The organism is Pseudonocardia lacus, from assembly GCF_018531445.1.
Classification (GTDB): Bacteria; Actinomycetota; Actinomycetes; order Mycobacteriales; family Pseudonocardiaceae; genus Pseudonocardia; species Pseudonocardia lacus.
In genome coordinates this window covers 1-15,986 of the sequence record NZ_JAHDTH010000015.1, presented here as the reverse complement: position 1 = coordinate 15,986, position 15,986 = coordinate 1, and the positions used below count along the sequence as shown (strand labels likewise).

19 protein-coding genes and 1 tRNA gene are annotated in these 15,986 nt (G+C 74.1%); 13 read left to right on the top strand and 7 right to left on the bottom strand.

Features of this window, described 5'->3' with window-relative positions:
* Window positions 1–12 precede the first annotated feature (12 nt).
* A complete protein-coding gene (locus tag KIK08_RS05490) occupies window positions 13–477 on the bottom strand; it encodes a winged helix-turn-helix transcriptional regulator (RefSeq protein ID WP_214401893.1) in 465 nt (154 codons plus the stop codon).
* 158 nt (window positions 478–635) lie between these two features.
* Between KIK08_RS05490 and KIK08_RS05485 the strand changes: the two genes are divergently transcribed.
* A complete protein-coding gene (locus KIK08_RS05485) occupies window positions 636–2,039 on the top strand; it encodes an MFS transporter (protein ID WP_214401892.1) in 1,404 nt (467 codons plus the stop codon).
* A complete protein-coding gene (locus KIK08_RS05480) occupies window positions 2,036–2,710 on the top strand; it encodes an SGNH/GDSL hydrolase family protein (protein ID WP_214401891.1) in 675 nt (224 codons plus the stop codon). Before KIK08_RS05485 ends, KIK08_RS05480 begins: the two co-directional genes overlap by 4 nt.
* Here KIK08_RS05480 and KIK08_RS05475 read toward each other — a convergent pair.
* A complete protein-coding gene (locus KIK08_RS05475) occupies window positions 2,707–3,192 on the bottom strand; it encodes a hypothetical protein (RefSeq protein ID WP_214401890.1) in 486 nt (161 codons plus the stop codon). The genes KIK08_RS05480 and KIK08_RS05475 overlap by 4 nt on opposite strands.
* A 114-nt stretch (window positions 3,193–3,306) precedes the next feature.
* On the opposite strand from KIK08_RS05475, the gene KIK08_RS05470 reads away from it, so the two are divergent.
* Entirely contained in the window at window positions 3,307–3,531 is a 225-nt protein-coding gene (locus KIK08_RS05470; protein ID WP_214401889.1) for a hypothetical protein, read from the top strand.
* Between the two features lie 735 nt (window positions 3,532–4,266).
* On the opposite strand, the gene KIK08_RS05465 is transcribed toward KIK08_RS05470, so the two are convergent.
* Together KIK08_RS05465 and KIK08_RS05460 are read right to left on the bottom strand one after the other, a co-directional pair.
* A tRNA-Arg gene (locus tag KIK08_RS05465) sits at window positions 4,267–4,339 on the bottom strand.
* A 21-nt stretch (window positions 4,340–4,360) separates the two neighbouring features.
* On the bottom strand, window positions 4,361–5,374 hold the full coding sequence (locus KIK08_RS05460) for an SDR family oxidoreductase (protein ID WP_214401888.1): 1,014 nt from the start codon (window positions 5,372–5,374) through the stop codon (window positions 4,361–4,363).
* Between the two features lie 79 nt (window positions 5,375–5,453).
* Between KIK08_RS05460 and KIK08_RS05455 the strand changes: the two genes are divergently transcribed.
* Both KIK08_RS05455 and KIK08_RS05450 read left to right on the top strand, forming a co-directional pair.
* Complete coding sequence (locus tag KIK08_RS05455; protein WP_214401887.1) at window positions 5,454–6,104, top strand: TetR/AcrR family transcriptional regulator; 651 nt, start codon at window positions 5,454–5,456, stop codon at window positions 6,102–6,104.
* A gap of 94 nt (window positions 6,105–6,198) precedes the next feature.
* Window positions 6,199–6,924: an SIR2 family NAD-dependent protein deacylase gene (locus KIK08_RS05450; RefSeq protein WP_214401886.1), complete on the top strand. Its 726-nt coding sequence runs from the start codon at window positions 6,199–6,201 to the stop codon at window positions 6,922–6,924.
* On the opposite strand, the gene KIK08_RS05445 is transcribed toward KIK08_RS05450, so the two are convergent.
* Entirely contained in the window at window positions 6,921–7,658 is a 738-nt protein-coding gene (locus KIK08_RS05445) for a TetR/AcrR family transcriptional regulator (RefSeq protein ID WP_214401885.1), read from the bottom strand. The genes KIK08_RS05450 and KIK08_RS05445 overlap by 4 nt on opposite strands.
* An 87-nt stretch (window positions 7,659–7,745) precedes the next feature.
* Here KIK08_RS05445 and KIK08_RS05440 point away from each other — a divergent pair, with 87 nt between their 5' ends.
* The 8 genes from KIK08_RS05440 to KIK08_RS05405 all read left to right on the top strand — a co-directional run bounded on the left by KIK08_RS05440 (window position 7,746) and on the right by KIK08_RS05405 (window position 14,948).
* Window positions 7,746–8,684, top strand: a complete 939-nt coding sequence (locus KIK08_RS05440) for an ATP-binding cassette domain-containing protein (RefSeq protein WP_308257413.1) — start codon at window positions 7,746–7,748, stop codon at window positions 8,682–8,684.
* 17 nt (window positions 8,685–8,701) lie between these two features.
* Window positions 8,702–9,502: an ABC transporter permease gene (locus KIK08_RS05435; RefSeq protein WP_214401884.1), complete on the top strand. Its 801-nt coding sequence runs from the start codon at window positions 8,702–8,704 to the stop codon at window positions 9,500–9,502.
* A 90-nt stretch (window positions 9,503–9,592) separates the two neighbouring features.
* Window positions 9,593–10,291 carry a response regulator transcription factor gene (locus tag KIK08_RS05430; protein WP_214401883.1) on the top strand — a complete coding sequence of 233 codons (699 nt, stop codon included), beginning with the start codon at window positions 9,593–9,595 and terminating at the stop codon, window positions 10,289–10,291.
* Window positions 10,292–10,356: 65 nt separating this feature from the next.
* The gene (locus KIK08_RS05425) at window positions 10,357–11,787 is read left to right on the top strand and encodes a sensor histidine kinase (RefSeq protein ID WP_408004644.1); all 1,431 of its coding nucleotides are present in this window, start codon (window positions 10,357–10,359) and stop codon (window positions 11,785–11,787) included.
* 607 nt (window positions 11,788–12,394) lie between these two features.
* On the top strand, window positions 12,395–13,120 hold the full coding sequence (locus tag KIK08_RS05420; protein WP_214401882.1) for a response regulator transcription factor: 726 nt from the start codon (window positions 12,395–12,397) through the stop codon (window positions 13,118–13,120).
* 12 nt (window positions 13,121–13,132) lie between these two features.
* Complete coding sequence (locus tag KIK08_RS05415; RefSeq protein ID WP_214401881.1) at window positions 13,133–14,167, top strand: sensor histidine kinase; 1,035 nt, start codon at window positions 13,133–13,135, stop codon at window positions 14,165–14,167.
* 104 nt (window positions 14,168–14,271) lie between these two features.
* Entirely contained in the window at window positions 14,272–14,760 is a 489-nt protein-coding gene (locus tag KIK08_RS05410; RefSeq protein ID WP_408004643.1) for a MogA/MoaB family molybdenum cofactor biosynthesis protein, read from the top strand.
* The gene (locus tag KIK08_RS05405; protein WP_214401879.1) at window positions 14,760–14,948 is read left to right on the top strand and encodes a hypothetical protein; all 189 of its coding nucleotides are present in this window, start codon (window positions 14,760–14,762) and stop codon (window positions 14,946–14,948) included. Before KIK08_RS05410 ends, KIK08_RS05405 begins: the two co-directional genes overlap by 1 nt.
* Window positions 14,949–15,002: 54 nt before the next feature.
* On the opposite strand, the gene mscL is transcribed toward KIK08_RS05405, so the two are convergent.
* Complete coding sequence (gene mscL / locus KIK08_RS05400) at window positions 15,003–15,419, bottom strand: large-conductance mechanosensitive channel protein MscL (protein ID WP_214401878.1); 417 nt, start codon at window positions 15,417–15,419, stop codon at window positions 15,003–15,005.
* A gap of 1 nt (window position 15,420) precedes the next feature.
* On the bottom strand, window positions 15,421–15,986 hold a 566-nt coding region (locus KIK08_RS05395; RefSeq protein WP_214401877.1), incomplete at its 5' end, for an SAF domain-containing protein.

The following is a 15,986-nucleotide window of genomic DNA, read 5'->3' as shown; positions in this document are numbered from 1 at the left end:
CAGGGCCCGGCATCACCCGGTGCCGGGCGCCGGTGCGTCGACCCGGGAGAGCCGCAATTGGCTCGCCGCGAAGGCGTCGCCGCACGCCGTGCAGTGCACCTCGGCCACGAACTCGTGCCCGCAGGTGTGGTCGAACCGCACCGGGTCGGCGCCGCCCCTGACGTGCTCGTGGCCCCAGCGCTTGAGGGTGAGCAGCACGGGCGCCAGGTCGCGACCGGCGGCGGTCAGCCGGTACGCGTAGCGCGGCGGGCGCTCGCTGTACAGCTCGCGGGCGATCACGTCGTGCTCGACGAGCTTCTTGAGCCGCGCCGCGACGATGTCCCTCGGCGCCCCGGTGTTGCGCACGATCTCGACGAAGCGCTGCTGGGCGTAGAACAGCTCGCGCACGACCAGCAGGCTCCACCGGTCGCCGACGACATCGAGGGCGTCGGCGATCGTGCAGTCCCTGGGGGTCTCCTCCGGTGGCGCTGTAGGCACGGTCACATTCTCGCACAGTGGGTTGTGCTTTCAAACCGACCCCTCCAGGGTGGAGTCGGTTTGAAAACTCGACTCACTTCGGGAGGATCGGTGTCCGCTGCCACCAGGACGACGTTCGACGACTTCGGGCGGGCCGGCGCCGGCCCGCGGGACCGGCGATGAGCACCCGGGAGGCGCCCCCGACCGGGGAGGTCGCGACCGAGGCGGCCACCAGGACGACGGTGCTGCTGTGCGTGGCCGCGTTCATGACGATGCTGGACCTGTTCATCGTGAACGTGGCGTTCCGATCGATCGGGGAGACCTACCCCGGGTCGTCGCTGGCCGAGCTCAGCTGGGTCCTCAACGGCTACACCGTCGTCTACGCCGCGTTCCTCATCCCGGCGGGCAGCCTCTCCGACCGGTACGGGCGCAAGCAGGGCTTCCTCGTCGGGCTGGGGCTGTTCACGATCGCCAGCCTCGGGTGCGCGGTCGCGCCGTCGCTGTGGGTCCTGATCGGGTTCCGGGTCGCCCAGGCCGTCGGCGCGGCGGTGCTGACCCCGGCGAGCCTCGGGCTGATCCTCAGCGTGCTGCCGCAGGCGCGACGCGCCGGCGCGGTGAAGACCTGGGCCGTCACCTCCTCGTTCGCCGGCGCGCTCGGACCGGTCGTCGGGGGCCTGCTGGCCGAGTTCTCGTGGCGGTGGGCGTTCCTGATCAACCTGCCGATCGGCCTGGTCGCGCTCGTGCTGGCCGCCCGCCTGATCCCCAGGAGCGCGCCGTCGTCGCGGGCCCGCGTCCCCGACCCGGTGGGCGCGGCCGCGATCGCGGTCGCCGTCGGGGCCGGCTCGCTGGGCCTGGTGATGGCCGACGAGTGGGGGTGGACGTCGGGTCCGATGCTGCTGACCGGTGCGCTCGTGCTGCTCGCCGCGGCGCTGCTGGTCCACCGGGTCCGGAGGCACCCGGAACCGGTGCTGCCGCGCCGGTTGTTCCGGGTGCCCAGCTTCAGCGTCGCGAACCTGACGATCCTGCTGTTCACCAGCGCGTTCAGCGCTGTCTTCCTGGGCGTGTCGCTGTGGCTGGGGGCGGCGGCCGGCTACAGCCCGCTCCAAGCGGGACTCGCGATGCTCCCCGGCCCGTTGGCCGTGCCGCTCTTCGCGGCGTTGACCCAGCGCTGGGCCGCGACCGCGCCGCCCCGGTACGTGGTCTCCGTCGGGCTCGCGGTCTTCGGGCTCGGCTCGCTGCTGCTGGCCACCAGCGGTGGAGCGCAGTGGGCCACCGACGTGCTCCCCGGCTGGATCGTCATCGGCGTCGGCATCGGGATCTGCATGCCCACCCTCATCGGCGCCGCGACCGCCGACCTCGCCCCGGCGGACGCCGCCACCGGGAGCGCGGTGGTCAACACCGCCCGCCAGGCGGGCTACGCGCTCGGCGTCGCCGGCCTCGTGGCGATCCTCGGCAGCCGCGCGAACCTGCACGTCGACGGCGCCTTCCGCGAAGGCTGGCTCTACGTCACCGCCCTGGTGCTCATCAGTGCGGTGGCCGCGCTCTTCATCCGGCAGCACGGAAGCCGGGTGACCCGGCGATGACCGCGTCCCGGCCGCTGACCGAAGCGACGGACCCCGACGTCCTCACCCCGGACGCGGGCGCACGGATCCTCGCGGGCGCCCCGTGGCGGCGGTTCGGCGTCTTCGGCGACAGCCTGTCGCTCGGCGTCGGGGACCCGACCCCGGGCTACGACGACCTGGGGTGGGCCGCGCGGGTGGAGCGGATCCTGCGGCGGGTCGCCCCCGACCTCGCCCACCTCACCACCGCGAGGGTCGGCGCGACGACCGCGCAGGCGCTCGCCGAGCAGGCGGCCCGGATCGAGGCCTTCGGCCCGGACCTCCTGCACCTCAACAGCGGTGCCAACGACATCATGCGCCGCAAGCCCGACTGGAGCCGGATCGAGGACGACCTCCGCGCCATGTACGCGTGGGCGAAGGGAACCGGCGCCCGGCTGACCGTGTTCACCCTCGGCCGCGCCTTCGTCGTCCCCGCCTTCCCCGACTTCAGCGCCCGCGTGGACCGCCTCAACGGCATCACGCGCGCGCTGGCCGCCGAGCACGGCGCGGCCGTCGTCGACTCCTGGGACCACCCGCTGAACGACCGCCCGAACCTGCTCAGCGAGGACCGGATCCACTTCGCCACGACGGGGCAAGCGGTCCTCGCCAGCCTGGTGGTCCAGACGCTCGGCGCCCTCCTGGCCGACCAGGCCTAGTCGGCCGGCTGCTGGGCGGCGAGGCTGGCCCGGGCCGCGACCATGAAGGCCGTCTTGTGCGGCTCCAGGTGCGCGTTCACCTCCTGATCGGAGGTGTCCCGCCACACCGCTTGGTTGAGGGCGCGTCCGTAGTCGTGCAGTGGCGCGTGCAGGACGGGATCGCTGAGCAGGGCCAGGGTCCGGTCCGCCGCCCACAGCTTGGCCATGACGGCCTGCGTCTCGGTCATCCAGCCGCCCTCGTCGTCGCCCCACGGATCGGGACGGCTGTAGGCAGCCCGCTCGGCCTCCTGCGCGTGGACGGTGAACTCCTTGATGGCCTGGATCAGCTCGGCCCGCCGCGCCTCCGCGGTGGCCAGCCGCTGGCGCCGCAGTTCCGACCGCTCGGCCGCGCGCTGCGTCGCGCGCTGGGTGAACGCCGTCAGCCCGCCGCCCACGAGGACCCCGACGAGCGACAGGACGGAGGTCCACAGCCCTGCGGCCATCCCATCGCCTCCGATCGGTCGGGACCGGTCCCGACGATGCTCCCATCCGCGGTCGGTCGGTGAGGCCGGGGTGCGTCGTGCGGCATCGCGGCGGCAGCGGGGTGGAAGCGGGCGTTGCTTGACTCGCACCCACACGCGCCATTCCCGGGCGCGGAACGGGAGGACGTCATCGTGCTGCTCAGAATCCGAACCGCCGTCGCCCTCGCGGCCTGTGCCGTCGTCGCCGGAATCGTCGTGGCGTCAGGTGCGGTCATCGGCTCGCCGGCGACGACCACGCTCGCCGGCGACGGCAACGATTCGGTCCGGATCACCACGGGGGTCGACAACCGAGACTTCTGAGGGGGCTGAGGTCGACAGCGCAATCGATCGAGGTGCGGTCCGCCTGCCGGACGTATCGACTCCGGTGGAAAAGCGCGGTGCGAGCCTCGAAGGATCCGCACGAGCGGATTGGCGCGTCCTATGGCGAATTGTCCGAGAGCCCTCACCGGACGGGGACCTGAGTGAGCACGGGCAACCGGGCGGTACGCCGAGCCGACGTGCGCTCGCGGCCTCGGCGGTGGAGGCGCTGGCCGCATCCCGGTTGTCCTGGCGCGCCGGCCGCGGGCTCTACCTGGGCCTGCTGGCCTGCACGCTGGTCGGCGGGCTGCTGCCGGCGGCCGTGGCGTGGTCGACGAAGGTGGTCGTCGACGTCGTCGGGGCGGGGACGGTGGGGCGCTGGTCGGGGCGGTGTCGACCACGTCCCTGCCCGCGGGCACGCTATTGGCGGTGCTCTCCACGGACTGCGCGCCGTGCCGGGAGCAGTTGACCCCGTTCACCGAGCGGGCCGCAGCACACCCCGGCGGCCGGGACCGGGTCCTCGCCGTCGTCGTCGGCGAGGACGACACGACCGCCGCGCCGTTCGTCGCCGCGCTCGCCGATGTCGCCCAGGTGGTCCGTGAACCGCTCGGCGGTCCGGTGGCACAAACCTTCTCAGCGACCGGCTTCATGGCCCCACCCGAGACACAGGGGCCACCCGAGGGCCATCGATCTTCGCGGCTGGATCTTGCGGGAGCCGTCGTCGCTGGTGGTGAAGGGTGCCCCCGGCAGGATTCGAACCTGCGACACACGGTTTAGGAAACCGATGCTCTATCCCCTGAGCTACGAGGGCGCACGGGCATCGTAGCCGCCGCTACCGGCGCCCCTTGGCCAGCCCGTGCTCCACCAGGCTCCGCCCCGTGTCCACCACGGTCTCCGCGGTCGGGCGCATCGTCCAGCCCAGGTCGTCGACGGCCTTGGCCGACGAGACGTGATCCTCGCGCCCGACGAAGGCCAGGGCCATGCGGAGGGTGGGGTCGAAGCGGGCGGCGAGCCAGAACGCCCAGTACGGGAGTCGGCGGGTGGGGACGCGGTGTCCGTCGGGGTTGAGGGCGGCGGCGAGGGTGCGGGCCATGTCGGGGAGCCAGGTGTGGGGGCCGGCGCAGATGTAGCGGTTGCCGGGGGCCTTGGGGCTCTCCAGTGCGAGCCGGTGGGCGGTGGCGAGGTCGCGGACGTCGACGGGGGCGAAGCCGAGCATCGGGACGGCGGGCATGCCGCCGTCGAGGAGGCGCTGGATCGTCTCCAGGGACGAGCGGGGGTCGGGGTGCTGGAGGGGGCCGAGGACGAGGCCGGGGTTGATGGCGGCGAGCTCGATGCGGCCGTCCTCCTCGACGAACTCCCAGGCGGCCCGCTCGGCGAGGGTCTTGCTCTTCGCGTACGGGGTGGCCTGCTCCGGCTTCGACCAGTCGGCCTCGGTGAGGGGGTGGGCGGCGTCGTGGGGGTTGCCGGCGGTGACGGCGGCGACCGACGAGGTCAGGACGACGCGGCGGACCGTGCCGCTCGCGGCGGCGGCGCGCAGGACGCGCAGGGTGCCGTCGACGGCGGGGCGGATGAGGTCGTCCTCGTGCTTCGGCGCCTCGGGCGGGAAGGGAGAGGCGACGTGCAGCACCGCTGAGCAGCCGGCCACGGCCTCGGCCCAGCCGCCGTCGCTGTCCAGGCGGGCCTCGACGAACTCCAGCGGGCCGCCGAGGCGGCGCAGGTGGTCGGTCTTGGCGGAGCCGAGGCGCCGGACGGTGCCGCGCACGGCGTACCCGTGCGTGAGCAGTTCGGCGATGCAGTGCCCGGCGATGAAGCCGGTGGCTCCGGTGACCAGGACGAGCTCGGACATGGGTGCCTCCAGGGAGTCGTCTAAGCGGTGTTCAGAATCTAAGCGCCGCATAGACCTGTCAAGCCCCTACGCTCTCGGGGTGTCCGCCAACCGACCGCGCGCCAGCTACCACCACGGGTCGTTGCGGGAGACCCTGGTGCGCGCGTGCCTGGAGCTGATCCGGGCCGAGGGGATCGGGGCGGTCAGCCTGCGGCGGGTCGCCCGCGAGGCCGGCGTCAGCCCGGGCGCGCCCTACCACCACTTCCCCGACCGCGCCGCCCTGCTGACGGCCATCGCGGGGGAGGGCTTCGCGATGCTGGAGGAACGGCTCGTCGACGCCCGGGCCGCGGCGCCGTCGCCATCCGCGGCGTTGACCGCGTTGACCGAGACCTACGTGCGGTTCGCCCACGAGCAGCCCGCCTACTTCCACCTCATGTTCCGCCCCGAGCTGGCCCACCCGGACAAGGACGAGGCGGCGAAGGAGGCGGCCGACCGCTCCTTCCAGGTCCTCTGCGACACCGTCGCCGACTGCCAGCGCGCGGGCGATGTGCCGGCGGGCGACCCGGGCCCGTTGGTCACGGCGCTGTGGGCGCTCGCGCACGGGCTGGCGTCGCTGTGGGTCGACGGCCCGCTCGACGGGCGGGCGAAGGGGTTCGCCGGGTCGACGGAGGCGCTCGTCGCGCAGGTCGCGCAGGGCGTCGCGGCGGTGCTGGCCGGGGCGGCGCGGGCCGGCGTGCGCCTCGGGCCGTGACCCGCCCCCGTCGAGAACGAGGTTGTCGTGGATGTGAGCGGTCACAACGCGCAGCACGTTCGTTCTCAACGGATGAGGGGGAGAATCGGGGGTGATGGGTGACGTGGAGGATCTGGCGGAGGTCGCGCCGCGCGGGCAGTACCTGCGGGTGTGCGCACTGACCGGGGCGGGCATCAGCGTGGCGGCGGGGTTGGGCACGTTCCGCGGCCCGGACGGGCTGTGGACGATCGCGCCCGAGGTGGAGCGGGCGATGCACGCGGACCTGCTGCCCGACAACGTCGACGCCCTGTGGGCGGTGTGGGGCGGCATGCGCGAGACCGCCGAGCGCGCCGGGCCGACGCCGGCGCACCGCGCGCTGGCTGCCGCGGGCGCCGCGGTGATCACCCAGAACATCGACGGGCTGCACCAGGCGGCCGGCTCGCCGGGCGTCGTCGAGTTGCACGGTTCCGCGGGGCGGGCGAGCTGCCTCGACCCGTTCTGCGGCTGGCGGGGTCCCGCCGCGCAGGCCCGCGAGTTCGACCCGCCCGCCTGCCCGATGTGCGGGTGCTCGGCCCGGCCGGCGGTCGTGCTGTTCGGGGAGAACCTGGACACGGGCAACCTGACGGCCGCGCACGCGCTGGCCGCCAACTGCGACCTGTTCCTGGCGGTCGGCACCTCCGGGCGGGTCGCCCCGGCGGCCTGGCTGGCCCCGGCCGCGCGCAAGGCGGGCGCGCTCTGCGTCAACATCGACCTGCACCCCGACGGCGAGCTCGACCCGGCGTTCCACGCCCGCGTCGTCGGCGACGCCCAGGACGTCCTGTCGCGCTGGGCGGAGAGTTAGCTCCGCCGCATGAACGCCTCGACGCCGTCGAGGTAGAGCTCCAGCCCGAACCGGAAGTCCTCCTCCAGGTCCTGGCCGATCATCTCCGGGCCGCTGAACGCGCCGCTGGAGACCACCCGGCTCAGCGCCGGGAAGCGGACCGGGTCGATCAGCTCGGCCAGCGCGCGCCCGTAGTCCGGCCCGAACCGGTCGGGGTCGCGGTCGTAGCTGCGCTGCAGGTCGCGGCCCAGGCGCATCTCGCCGTGCACGAAGGTGATCAGGTTCTGCACGATGCCGACCTTCTGCAGCTCGGCGAGCGGGGTGTCGGTCAGCGCTCCGAGCGCGGAGTCGAACCAGGCGAGGTTGTTGGGGCCGATCGGCGGCCCGTTCACCGGGAGCTGGGCGAACCAGCCGTGCTCGTGCAGCGTCGCCAGGATCGACAGCGCCCAGGTGGTCAGGCCGGTGCGCCAGTCCATGCCGGACAGGTCGGGCGGGTCCGCGAGGGCGGCGTCGCCCATCAGCATCAGCAGTTCGTCCTTGCTGCGCACGTGCCGGTAGAGCGCCATCGTCGACTTGCCCAGCTCGGCGGCGACCTTGGCCATCGACACCGCGGCCAGCCCGTCCGCGTCGGCGACGGTGACGGCCGCCCGCACGATCTCGTCGACGCTCAGCATGGCCTTGGGGCCGCGTCGCGCCGACTCCCGCCGTCCCCACAGCAGGGCGATCTCGTCGGGGAGGGGGACGGGATCGGGCATGGACACAGTCTAGGAGTGCCCTTCCGGACGAAACTGCGTAGCTGGTACGCTCACTAGCGTACGACATACGCAGTGAAGGGGGTAGCTGTGATCATCGAAGCGGCGGGCGTCGAGAAGTCCTACGGCGCGACGAAGGTGCTCGACGGGATCGACCTGGCGGTGCGCGAGGGCACGGTCTGCGCGCTGCTCGGCCCGAACGGCGCCGGCAAGACCACCATGGTGCGGATCCTCAGCACGCTGATCCGGGCCGACGCGGGCGAGATCCGCGTCGCGGGCCACGACGTGCGGCGCGAGGCCGCCGCGGTGCGCGCGCTCATCAGCCTGACCGGCCAGTACGCGGCCGTTGACGAGGAGCAGACCGGCCGGGAGAACCTGGTGATGGTCGGGCGGCTCATGCACCTGGGCCGGGCCGCCGCCCGCCGCCGGGCCGACGAGCTGCTGGAGCGCTTCGACCTCGTCGACGCCGCGGACCGGCGCGTGCGCACCTACTCCGGCGGCATGCGCCGCCGGCTCGACCTGGGGATGAGCCTGGTCAGCGCCCCGCGGGTGATCTTCCTGGACGAGCCGACCACCGGCCTCGACCCGACCAGCCGGGAGACGATGTGGGGCGCGGTCTCCGAGCTCGTCCGCGCCGGCACGACCATCCTGCTGACCACCCAGTACCTGGAGGAGGCCGACCGGCTCGCCGACCGGATCGTGCTCGTCGACGGCGGCCGCGTCGCCGCGTCGGGCACGGCCGACTCGCTCAAGGCCGAGGTCGGCGGCTCCCGGCTCGACCTGCACTTCGACCGGCGCTCCGAGCTGGACCGGGCCGCCGCCCTGCTCACCGGGACCGTCGACGTCGAGCGGCTCGTCCTGGGCGTCGCCTCCGACGGCAGCGCCGCCCACCTGCGCCACGTGCTCGACGGGCTCGCCGACGCCGGCGTCGACGTGGCCCGCGCCGACGGTCACCGCCCGACCCTCGACGACGTGTTCCGCGCCGTCACCGCCGCCCGGCCCGCCGACCGCGCCGGCGTCCCGGCCTGAACCGCGAGGAGCTGACGATGACCACGTCCACCGCCGTCCGACCCGTGCACACCGGTGTCGCCGCCGGTCTGTCCGACTCCCTCACGATGATCGACCGCAGCGTCCGGCTGACCCGGCGCAACCTCGACACGCTGATCGTCTCGGTTGTCCTGCCGGTGATGATGATGCTGCTGTTCGTCTTCGTCTTCGGCGGCGCCATCGACGCGGGCTCGGCCGAGTACGTGAACTACGTCGTGCCAGGAATCCTGGTGCTCTGCACCGGCTACGGCGCGTCGTCGACGGCGATGTCGGTGACCAACGACCTGACCACCGGCATGATCGACCGGCTGCGCTCGCTGCCGATCCGCGGCTCCGCCGTGCTCACCGGGCACGTCGTGGCCAGCGTGGCCCGCAACGCGGTGTCCACCGCGCTGGTCGTGCTGGTCGCGCTGGCCGTCGGCTTCCGCCCGACCGGCTCGCTCGCCGACTGGCTGCTCGCGGCCGGCCTGCTGCTGCTCTACGTGCTGGCGCTGTCCTGGCTGGCCGCCGGGGTCGGCGCGCTGGCTCGGACGGTCGAGTCGGCGAGCCTGTTCGGCTTCTTCATGCTGTTCCTGCCCTACCTGAGCAGCGCGTTCGTCCCGACCAGCAGCATGCCCGCGGTGCTGCGGGCGATCGGGGAGAACCAGCCGATCACCCCGGTCGTCGAGGCCGTGCGCGGCCTGCTCATCGGCACCCCGATCGGGTCCAGCGGCTGGATCGGCCTGCTCTGGTGCGCGGGACTGCTCGTCGTCGGCTACGCCTTCGCGACCACTGCGTTCGTCCGCCGCACCCGGCGCTGAGCGGCCCCCGCCGGGCCGGGCGCCCGTGATCGAACCCTCCGCACAGCAGCCTCTCAGGCATGTCTCAGACGCCGGGTTCACACTGACCGCATGCGCATTCTCGTGGTCGACGACGATCGGGCCGTCCGCGACTCGTTGCGCCGCTCCCTCGCCTTCAACGGCTACCAGGTCGAGCTCGCCAACGACGGCGTCGCGGCCCTCGACGCCATCGGCGCCCAGCGCCCGGACGCGGTGGTCCTGGACGTCATGATGCCCCGGCTCGACGGCCTGGAGGTCTGCCGGCGCCTGCGCGGCAGCGGCGACGACCTCCCCATCCTGGTGCTCACCGCGCGCGACGCGGTGTCCGACCGGGTCGCCGGGCTGGACGCCGGAGCCGACGACTACCTGCCCAAGCCGTTCGCCCTGGAGGAGCTGCTGGCCCGGCTGCGGGCGCTGCTGCGCAGGCGCACGCCCGACGACATCGCCGCCTCGGCCGGGCAGGACCGCACGCTGCGGTTCGGCGACCTCAGCCTCGACCCCGACACCCGCGAGGTCCGCAGGGGCGAGCGCGGCATCAGCCTCACCCGCACCGAGTTCTCCCTGCTGGAGCTGCTGCTGACCAACCCGCGCCGGGTGCTGTCCCGCGCGCAGATCCTCGAGCAGGTCTGGGGCTACGACTTCCCGACCACCGGCAACGCGCTGGAGGTCTACATCGGCTACCTGCGCCGCAAGACCGAGGCCGACGGCGAGCCGCGGCTGATCCACACCGTGCGCGGCGTCGGCTACGTGCTGCGCGACACGCCGCCGTGAGGCCCGGTCGCGCCGCGCGGGAGGCCCCCGGCCCCGCGGCCGACCGGCCGACCGTGCCGGTGGCCGTGCCGCGGCTGCGCTCCGACGGCTCCGTCGCGCGCATCGAGGTGCTCGACAACTTCTCGCTGCGCTCGCGCATCGCGATCCTGGCGGCGCTGGTGGCCGCGCTCGTCGTCGTGCTGGTGTCGGTGGCCGCGTTCATCACCGTGCGGCTCAACGTCATGCAGAGCCTCGACGCCAACCTCCTGCAGCGGGCGCAGGCGGCCGCGCAGAGCGAGCTGGCCAACCCCACCCTGCTGGCGACCCTCCCGACCGAGGTGCTGGGCGCCGGCGACATCCGGCTCGCGCTGCTGCACGCCGACGGCCGGGCCAGCTCGGCCCAGCGGCAGGCCTCCGCGCCGCCGCTGGACGAGCAGGAGCTGGAGGTCGCGGTCGGGCTGGAGACGTACTCGGTGCGGACCGCCGAGCTCGACCGCGTGCAGTACCGGGTGGTCGCGGTGGGGGCGGGCCCGGGCCGGGCGCTGGTGATCGCCCAGAAGCTGGGGCCGACCCAGCAGATGCTGACCGGGCTCGGCGTGGCGCTGCCGGTCGTCGGCGCCATCGGCGTCGTGCTGGCCGGCCTGGCCGGCATGGCGGTCGCCCGCGCCGGGCTGCGCCCGGTCGACCGGCTGACCGCGGCGGCGGAGCGGATCGCGGTCACCGGCGACCTGCGCCAGATCCCGGTCGACGGCTCCGACGAGCTGGCCCGGCTGACGCGCAGCTTCAACGAGATGCTCGACGCGCTGGCCGCCTCCCAGGACCAGCAGCGCCGGCTGGTCGCCGACGCCGGCCATGAGCTGCGCACCCCGCTGACCTCCATGCGCACCAACCTGGAGCTGCTGGCCGCGGCGAGCAGGCCGGGGGCGCCCGCGCTGCCCGAGTCCGACCGCGCCGAGATCCTCGACGACGTGCAGGCCCAGGTCGCGGAGCTGTCCACGCTGGTGGGCGACCTGGTCGAGCTGGCCCGCGAGGACGCGCCGCAGCGCGTGCACGAGCCCGTGGAGCTCACCGACGTGGTCCTGCGGGCGCTGGAACGGGCCCGGCGCAGGGCCGGGGACGTCGTGTTCGAGCCCGAGCTGGTGCCGTGGGTGCTGATGGGCGACTCGACCGCGCTGGAGCGGGCGGTGCTCAACCTGCTGGACAACGCGGCCAAGTGGAGTCCGCCGCAGGGCCGGGTGCGGCTGCGGATGCGCCAGCTCGACGACTGGTCGGTGGTCCTGGAGGTGGCCGACTCCGGTCCGGGTATCGCCGAGGCCGACCTACCGCACGTGTTCGACCGCTTCTACCGCGCCGACACCTCGCGCACGATGCCCGGTTCGGGGCTGGGACTGGCCATCGTCCGGCAGGTGGCCCTGCGCCACGGCGGGGCGGTCTGGGCCGACCGGGCCCCCGAGGGCGGGGCGCTGCTCGTGATGCGGCTCCCGGGGCGCCGCCCCGCCGGGTACGAGGGCGACTGAGAGGTGGTCACTCCGCGTGACTGCGATCGGCGCGAATGCGTCCCATGTGGACGGACATCGGTCGCTCGGACGGGTGGATTCTGGGTAGGGCTGTGCGGCCCTGCGTTGCTGAGGCTGAACGGTCTATGCGAGGGCTCACCCCAATGATCTTGGGCGCCGCGCGGGTCCACGTCCGTGTAACGCTTCGACGGGCCGTGGCGCTTCACTCGATCGCGCGACACGCCGTCGTGTCCTGGGCTGACCTGGCCAGGTTCGATACGATGGCCCGGTCGGCGCAGGTGCCCGCCGCGAACGGTCCTGCGGCGTGTCGGCGCGCGTCGCGAGCAGTATTCGTGTCGTTGATGCCCGCCGAGGTTGACGCGGTGGGTAGTCGTCTGGTGTCGTGGTGTTGTCCCGGCCGTGGTGCCCCTCTGCCGGGAGACAAGGTGGCCGCGCCGACGAAGGACCCCTCCCCGACGTCGGCGCGGCCTTGTCCTCGTTCGGCCTACAACCGGTTGCGCAGCGTGACGACGGGCCCATCGGCCCGGGTCTTACCGATCGCTTACGGGGCGCTGCGGCCCTCCGGCGACGGGATCCTGCGCGGCTACCCTCGCGGCGTGGGTGCCCGATGACCGACCGGCCGCTGGCGCTGGTCGTCGACGACGACGTGACCGTCCGCGACGTCGTGCACCGCTACCTCGACCGGGCCGGCTACCGCGTCCTGCTCTCCGGCGACGGCGAGCACGCCCTGCGCACCGTCGCCGAGAAGGCTCCCGACGTCGTCGTGCTCGACCTGATGCTGCCCCGTCTCGGCGGGCTGGAGGTCTGCCGCAGGCTGCGCCGCGACGCCGCCGGCGTGCCGATCGTCATGCTCACCGCGCTGGGCGAGGAGGAGGACCGCGTGCTGGGCCTCGAGCTCGGCGCCGACGACTACGTCACCAAGCCGTTCAGCCCCCGCGAGCTGGTGCTGCGGGTGGCCTCGGTGTTGCGCCGCGCCCGCGAGTTGCCGGCGCGCGACGCCGACCACGGACCCGTGCACGACGGCGACCTCACCGTGGACGTCCCCGGTCGACGGGCCCACCTCGCCGGTGCTCCGCTGCCGCTCACCGCCCGCGAGTTCGACCTGCTGGCCTTCCTGGTGCGCCGGCCGGGGCAGGTTTTCAGCCGGGCCGAGCTGCTGGAGCGGGTGTGGGGCTGGGACTTCGGCGACCAGTCGACCGTCACCGTGCACGTGCGGCGGCTGCGCGAGAAGGTCGAGCCGGACCCGCGCGCGCCCCGGCGCATCGCGACGGTCTGGGGCGTGGGCTACCGCTACGACGGCGTCGCCGGGCCGCGGCCCGACCCGGCCGCCTGAGCCGGCGCGCGGATGGACCAGCTGCTGGCCGCGGTCCCGGTGGCGCTCGCCTCGTCGCTGCCGGTGGCACTGCTGGGCGCGTGGCTGCTGCACCGGATGCGCCGGCGCTCGATCACCGCGGCGACCACCGTGCTGGTGCTGGTGCCGGTGGTCGCCACGCTGGCCGGGGTGGTCGGCACCAGCGGGTTCATGTTCACCCCGGCGCTGCTGACCGTCGTCGGGGTCGGGGCGGTGGTCGCCGCGGTGACCGTGCCGGCCGCGCTGCTGCTCGGGCGCGGCATCGCCCGCGACGTCATGTGGCTGCACGAGGCCCGCGAGGCCGAGCTGGTCGCCGAGCGGTCGCGCCGCGAGCTGGTCGCCTGGATGAGCCACGACCTGCGCACGCCGCTGGCCGGCATCCGGGCCATGAGCGAGGCGCTCGCCGACGGCGTCGTCGAGCGGCCCGACGAGGTGACCACCTACGCGCTGCGCATCCGGACCGAGACCGAGCGGCTGACCACGATGGTCGAGGACCTCTTCCAGCTCTCCCGCATCACCTCCGGCGCGCTGCGGCTGACGCTGTCGGACGTGCCGCTGCACGAGGTGGTGAGCGAGGCCGTCGCCGCCGAGCACGCGGTCGCGGCCCGCAAGGGGGTGCACGTGCGCGCGGCCGGGACCGACCCGTGGCCGGTGGTGCGCGGCAGCGACCCCGAGCTGGCCCGGGTCGTGCGCAACCTCCTCTCCAACGCCATCCGGCACACGCCCCCGGACGGCGCCGTGGTCGTGGCGGCCGGGACCGGGCGCGACGACAGCGGCCACGAGCGAGCCTGGCTGCGCGTCGACGACGGCTGCGGCGGCATCCCCGACGAGGACCTCGACCGCGTCTTCGACGTCGCGTTCCGCGGCGCCGGCCCCCGCACCCCCGGCGACGCCTCCCGCGGCGGGCTCGGCCTGGCCATCGCCCGCGGCCTGGTGCAGGCCCACCAGGGGGAGATCCGCGTGCGCAACACCGGGCCGGGGTGCCGCTTCGAGGTGCGCCTGCCGCTTGCCCCGGCGACCGACGGCTGAACCGCGGCGACGGCACCGTCGCCGCGGGTGGGTAGCCGATCGCGGCCGCGGTGTGGGCGGTGCTGATCGCCCGACCCCCGCCCCGCTACGGTGCACGCATGGAGATGGCTCCTCCCCAGATCGGTCGTGCGCTCGTGGTCATCGTGGATGACCGCGTGAGCCACGGCGAGCACGTGGACACGATCGGCCCGCTGGTCCGTGAGCTGCTCGAGGAGGCCAGGCTCGTGGTGGACGCCGTCGTCGTCGTGCCCGGCGACCCGGTGGCCATCCGCAACGCGCTCAACACCGCGGTGATCGGCGGCGTCGACCTGGTGGTGACGGTCGGCGGCACCGGCGTCTCCCCGCGCGACGTCACCGCCGACGCCACCGCAGGCGTGCTCGACCGCCCGATCCCCGGCATCGCCGAGGCGATCCGGGCCTCCGGGTTGGCGGCCGGTGCCGTCGACGCCGGCCTGTCCCGCGGCCTGGTCGGGGTCTCCGGCAGCACGCTGGTGGTCAACCTGGCCAACTCCCGCGCCGCCGTCCGCGACGGCATGGCCACGCTGACCCCGCTCGTCGCCCACGTCATCAGCGAGCTGTCCGGGCTCGACTAGTGCCGGCCGAGCCGCCCCCGCGCCCGCCGCTGACCGAGGAGCAGCGCCGGCGGCTCGCCGAGGTCTTCGGCGACGTCCTGCCGGCGACCACCGCGGACGAGCGCGACGACCGCGACGCGGTCGCGGAGCGCAGCGCGGACGAGGACCTGCTGGCCGACCGCCCGCCCCACCACGACCGCGACCGGTAGACCGGGCGCCGCCGTGGTGGGCGGCAGGCGCCGTGCGACCAGCGTCAGCGGTGGTCAGCGGTGGTCTTCGGGCTTGGCCGTCGGCGCCCCGTCGGCCAGCAGGTCGCGGATCTGCACCAGCAGCTCGATCTCGGTGGGCTCGGGCGGGCCGGCCTCCTCGCCGCGCTTGCGCCGCTCCTTGATCAGGTTCATCGGCAGCACGATCACGAAGTAGACGACCGCGGCGACGATCAGGAAGTTGATCGCGGCCGTGATCACCGCGGCGAAGTCGATGTAGGTGGTGTCCTTGCCGGAGATGATCGAGAACCCGAGCCCGGGGCTCTCCGGGGGCGTGATCGCGTTGATCAGGGGTTCGATGATGCTGGACGTGAAGGCGGTCACGATGGTCGTGAACGCCGTGCCGATGACCACCGCCACCGCGAGGTCGATGACGTTGCCGCGGAGCAGGAAGTCCTTGAACCCTTTGATCATGTCAGCGGAGCGTAACGGCGAGTGCGCCGCTTAGCGACATGGCGGCAACCCGCCCGGCGGCCGACCTCGGCATGGAGATCAACACCAGCAGTGCGCCGGAGCCCGAGCCGGGACCGGCGCGCGCCGCCGCCGCGGGGTCGAGCACGGCCCGGACCGTGGCGTCGGAGGTGAGCACGACCGGCTGGTCGGGTCGCTCGCCCGCGGTCACCACGTCGACGCGGCTGCCCGGGGCGAGCACGGCGGCCACGGCCGGGTCGGCGAGCCGGACCGGGACGACGGCCGTGCCCGGGTCGGTCTCCTGGGCGGCGCCGACCAGCCGGGCGTCGGTGATGGGCTCGCCGGCGCGGGCGGCGGCGACCAGCGACCGGCCGTCCAGGTCCGGGACGTCGTGCGCGACGCCCTCGGGCACCAGTTCGGCCGGCCACTCGCGCACGACGAGATCGGCGGGGGTGAGTCGGCCCACCGGGACGTCGGCCGCGGCGACCACCACGGGCACCGTGGCGGCGTGCTCGGCGGGGGAGAGGGCCAGCACGAGGGCGGCGAGGGCCAGCGCGACGGCGAGCAGCC

Coding starts and splice junctions, on each gene's coding strand:
- KIK08_RS05460 (WP_214401888.1), bottom strand. CDS start 5,374: ATGTCCGAGCTCGTCCTGGTCACCGGAGCCACCGGCTTCATCGCCGGG.
- KIK08_RS05485 (WP_214401892.1), top strand. CDS start 636: ATGAGCACCCGGGAGGCGCCCCCGACCGGGGAGGTCGCGACCGAGGCG.
- KIK08_RS05445 (WP_214401885.1), bottom strand. CDS start 7,658: ATGCCCGATCCCGTCCCCCTCCCCGACGAGATCGCCCTGCTGTGGGGA.
- KIK08_RS05410 (WP_408004643.1), top strand. CDS start 14,272: ATGGCTCCTCCCCAGATCGGTCGTGCGCTCGTGGTCATCGTGGATGAC.
- KIK08_RS05430 (WP_214401883.1), top strand. CDS start 9,593: ATGCGCATTCTCGTGGTCGACGACGATCGGGCCGTCCGCGACTCGTTG.
- mscL (WP_214401878.1), bottom strand. CDS start 15,419: ATGATCAAAGGGTTCAAGGACTTCCTGCTCCGCGGCAACGTCATCGAC.
- KIK08_RS05415 (WP_214401881.1), top strand. CDS start 13,133: ATGGACCAGCTGCTGGCCGCGGTCCCGGTGGCGCTCGCCTCGTCGCTG.
- KIK08_RS05420 (WP_214401882.1), top strand. CDS start 12,395: ATGACCGACCGGCCGCTGGCGCTGGTCGTCGACGACGACGTGACCGTC.
- KIK08_RS05475 (WP_214401890.1), bottom strand. CDS start 3,192: ATGGCCGCAGGGCTGTGGACCTCCGTCCTGTCGCTCGTCGGGGTCCTC.
- KIK08_RS05480 (WP_214401891.1), top strand. CDS start 2,036: ATGACCGCGTCCCGGCCGCTGACCGAAGCGACGGACCCCGACGTCCTC.
- KIK08_RS05450 (WP_214401886.1), top strand. CDS start 6,199: ATGGGTGACGTGGAGGATCTGGCGGAGGTCGCGCCGCGCGGGCAGTAC.
- KIK08_RS05435 (WP_214401884.1), top strand. CDS start 8,702: ATGACCACGTCCACCGCCGTCCGACCCGTGCACACCGGTGTCGCCGCC.